Source organism: Paenibacillus sp. MSJ-34, assembly GCF_018918005.1.
Lineage (GTDB): Bacteria > Bacillota > Bacilli > Paenibacillales > Paenibacillaceae > MSJ-34.
Genome location: NZ_JAHLPR010000103.1, coordinates 1 through 3,822 on the forward strand (window position 1 = coordinate 1; position 3,822 = coordinate 3,822).

The 3,822-nt window shown below is 48.1% G+C and carries 5 protein-coding genes; 1 reads left to right on the forward strand and 4 read right to left on the reverse strand.

Features of this window, described 5'->3' with window-relative positions:
• Window positions 1–117 precede the first annotated feature (117 nt).
• On the forward strand, window positions 118–318 hold the full coding sequence (locus KQI79_RS27065) for a hypothetical protein (RefSeq protein WP_253298442.1): 201 nt from the start codon (window positions 118–120) through the stop codon (window positions 316–318).
• A 108-nt stretch (window positions 319–426) separates the two neighbouring features.
• On the opposite strand, the gene KQI79_RS27070 is transcribed toward KQI79_RS27065, so the two are convergent.
• The 4 genes from KQI79_RS27070 to KQI79_RS27085 all read right to left on the reverse strand — a co-directional run bounded on the left by KQI79_RS27070 (window position 427) and on the right by KQI79_RS27085 (window position 3,623).
• Window positions 427–1,002, reverse strand: coding sequence for a PadR family transcriptional regulator (locus KQI79_RS27070; protein WP_216541435.1), 576 nt, complete (start codon window positions 1,000–1,002; stop codon window positions 427–429).
• Between the two features lie 135 nt (window positions 1,003–1,137).
• Window positions 1,138–2,532 carry an MDR family MFS transporter gene (locus tag KQI79_RS27075; RefSeq protein ID WP_216541436.1) on the reverse strand — a complete coding sequence of 465 codons (1,395 nt, stop codon included), beginning with the start codon at window positions 2,530–2,532 and terminating at the stop codon, window positions 1,138–1,140.
• Window positions 2,533–2,575: 43 nt separating this feature from the next.
• Window positions 2,576–2,929 carry a VOC family protein gene (locus tag KQI79_RS27080; protein ID WP_216541437.1) on the reverse strand — a complete coding sequence of 118 codons (354 nt, stop codon included), beginning with the start codon at window positions 2,927–2,929 and terminating at the stop codon, window positions 2,576–2,578.
• A 430-nt stretch (window positions 2,930–3,359) separates the two neighbouring features.
• Window positions 3,360–3,623 carry a hypothetical protein gene (locus KQI79_RS27085; RefSeq protein WP_216541438.1) on the reverse strand — a complete coding sequence of 88 codons (264 nt, stop codon included), beginning with the start codon at window positions 3,621–3,623 and terminating at the stop codon, window positions 3,360–3,362.
• Between the last annotated feature and the right edge of the window lie 199 nt (window positions 3,624–3,822).

Consider the following 3,822-nt stretch of genomic DNA (forward strand, 5'->3'; position numbering starts at 1 on the left):
GATTATTACAAAGGAGTTCATGGCTATGAATACAGGATAAATGATGTGAAAAAGTAGACTGGGGACAGGGGAAGAAGATCCCCATACCCCAGCTTACTTTGGTACGTATGAACGGAGATGCACGAACTTAAAGGACGCCGTCAGGCGTTTTTCTTAATTGAAAGCATGAAACAGTTGCTTGAAGCCTTAGAGACGCATGATTTAACTGCTATTGAACGCTCCTTCAAGGTGGCTCTGCAGCAGCTAAATGAGCAATTGGAAAAGCAAATGAATGGCATATCAGAAATGATGAGATATATAAACTATTTTGCCAAGTAGAGTGGTCATTGGATTTTGATGGTTGTTCACGGTCTAATTACACCAAAAGAAATAGAGGGGCGATAAGCCCCTCTTCATAGTTTCGCTAATACATCTTATCATCAGGTTTTACTCCCGCTCAGGATCATTTCCATCCACTCGATGGCTATTAATTAGCTGTAATATCCACTCCTCGTCAAATCGGAGCTTTTCCAACCGATGCCGGAAAAAGATCAGAATATATTGCTGTTCCCCCTTGGGAATCCGCTCATCCTTGCTCGCATACTCCAACCGCTCTTCCTCGTGGCGGATTTCATACCGCAGGTAATCCTTGTATTGGTGTAAAATTAAAAACTGCAATTCCTTACTGATCAGACTAAAATTTTTCAGTTTCGTATAAAAATGCAGCTCGTAATCCGGCGAGTATGGAATCGGTTCTTCCATCAACCGAAAAAAACGGATTCTGCCTTCCTCTGTCAGTTTATAAATCTTTATCTTTTTTCCTCTTCCTTGTCTGGCGCCCTCCGGTTGTTCATCGGGGACCTGCTCGATTAATCCGTCTGCAAGCATGCCGTGGATAAGCGGATATAGCGCACCCCAGCTGACTTTTCGCGTAGGTCCAACAATTCCGTTCAAAATCTGATGCAGCAAATAACCGTGCATCGGGTTATTCATCAATTCGCCGAGTATGAACAATTCATTCAAGAGAAAGGCCTCCCTTATAAGTTTACTGCTTTATAAGTAAACAACAGTATACCATACGGTTGCCTGAAAAAACAGAAAAGCCGCGTTTGTCGCGACTTTTCCAGACCGTATTCGTTTGTGGGCGATTCCGGCCTGTCACGCCGAATGCTGTTGCGCTACCACCTCACGGTGTTTCGGCAGGAGCAGCATGGCGAGCAGGTTCGCAATCGCGATGCCGCATATGAGCAGAAAGACGGCATGCATGCCGGCAGCCAACTCCGATTTGGAGCCAAGCGTGGTCACATGCTGGTTGTAAATGGTGCCGAACACCGTGATGCCGACCGTTTGGCCCATCGCGCGAAACAGCATGCTGGAAGCGTTGGCGACGCCGCGTTGTTCCCAGCCGACGACCGATTGCACGACAACGGTGGAAGGCGTCGCGACGAAGCCCATTCCCAGCCCGAATAGGACGAGGATACCAATCCAGAATACGTAGGGCGAGTTCATCTGAAGCGCAATAAGCCAGATGGAGGCGGCCAATACGAGGGAGGAGCCAAATACAATCGATGCCTTCACCCCGAGTCGGTACATGAGCCTGCCGGCGAGGTTGGAAGCGAGCGGCCAGGCCAACGACATCGGCATGACGATCAGGCCCGAGCTTGTCGCGGAATAGCCGAGCACGGATTGAATCCAGATTGGCGCGTAAACCGTCAAACCGGTCGAAATGCTAAACGTAAGAAAACCGCTGATATTCGTCACGTTCAACACGCGGATGCGGAAAATCGACAACGGTATCATCGGTTCCTCCGCCCTTGTTTCGATCCAGAGGAACAACAGAAAAAATACGGCCGATGCTGCGAACAACCCCACAATCAATGGGGAACCCCATGGATGGTCGGCCCCGCCGCTCTGCAGCGCATACAGGAGCGCGGAAAAGGAAACCGTAAAGGTGAGCGCGCCGAGGTAATCGATTTTTTTGGCCCGGCGTTCGACCGGTTGGTGCAAAAATACGACGACCAGAATCAGCGCGGCGGCGCCGATCGGCACGTTGATGTAGAAAATCCAGCGCCATGACACCTGATCGACGAAATAGCCGCCGACAAGCGGGCCGAGCAGGCCTGCCACGGACCAAACGGACGAGAAGACGCCCATCATTTTGCCGCGTTGCTTACCCGAGAACAAATCGCCGATGACCGTAAAGCACACGGGCGCGAGCGCCCCGGCACCGAATCCTTGCAAGGCCCGGAACCAGATAAGCTCTGCCATCGATTGCGCGGCGCCGCACAAGATGGAACCGAGCACGAATAAGCCGATGCCGGCCGCGAACACGGCTTTGCGCCCGAACAAATCGGCCAACTTGCCAAAAATGGGCGTCGCCACGCAGGTGGTTAACGTATAAATCGCGAACACCCAACTGAACAGGGTCTCGCCACGCAAATCCATGATAATATGCGGCGTGGCGGTGGCGACGACGGTCGCGTCCAAAGCGCCAATAAACATCGCCGCCAGAAGACCGGCGACGACCAAGTTAACGTTTGTTTTCGGGGCCATACGGAAGACGCCTCCTTACATTGTCTCTTTTTCTCTACTTGGCTTAACGGCTACTGACCAAGTAGAGGGTATTGCCGTCAGGATCGCTGAAGTGTACGACTTGGGCCGCTTTGCCTTCTACGGCATCATGGAATTCGACGCCGCGGGATTTCAGTGTCTCGATGGCTGACTCTAAATCTTCTACCTCAAACCCAATCGACATGCTGCCCGATATGACCGGCTCGGAACCATGTTCTCCGGCAAGATGCAGGAGTCCGATCGTCAATCCCGGCGCTTCGATTTGCGCAAAATGCCCATCCGGTTCGTGTTGCAGCTTTAATCCAAGGGTTTCGACGTAAAATTGTACCGCCTTGTTTAAATCCGCTACCATCACAGTTACATTGCCACTTTTGAACATAACATTTTCCTCCTTATTCGTTTGATCGTTTTTATTATATCAAAAAATTATAATATGTAAACATGTTATTTTGATATATTAATTCCCTTTTTCATCCATATAAAATGAGAAAGACGCTTGAAATGATGTATTGACGCACTAAAGATTTGCGAATTAGCGTGATTACGAACGGAAGAGAATATGAAGAAGGGGAGCTTAGAATCGCTGATTCCACGCTATTGCGGAATAGTTCACTACATTAAAAGGCTCAAGCATACAATGCTTGAGCCTTAATAATCATTTTGACGCATCTGTTAATATCGAATGAATTGCTATTATCTCACAAGCGACACGCAGCACTCCACGTGCCCCGTTAGCGGGAGGCGTTGCGGCATCTGCTATAGTCTCTTGTGATTGCGCCGCCCGTACGTAAAGCACACACCGAAAATATTTATGTCTGTTTCAAAGTATATCGGTCGCTGAACGTTTTTTTCTCTAAAACACCGCTTAAGCCCTTCGTGCTCCTAATTGAATACCGCTGTCCTTTGGAAAACGCTCCGGAAATATCTTCAAGTTCAAAATTTTCTCCAAAAATTTTGTTGGTTTTTAATTTTCCGGTAAAAGTTTCTTTTAGTTCGCCTAAATCATCATCAAAGAGGCCGGCTTCGCGATAAAGATGCACTTTTGTTCCGACATTTTTAAAAAAAAATTCCATAATATCACCGCCAAAAAAATGAATAAGCTTCTCGGAATTCACATTCCGTTGCAGACTCTAGCTTCCTAGCTAGGGTCTTCTATTGTTTCACCCCCAAACATGGGGTGCGAACAAACATTCCTCTTGACTTTTCAAAATCACCCCAATAATCGCCGAGAAGGCTTTTTTTATTTCTAATGAATTGGGTGATTTTCATGAA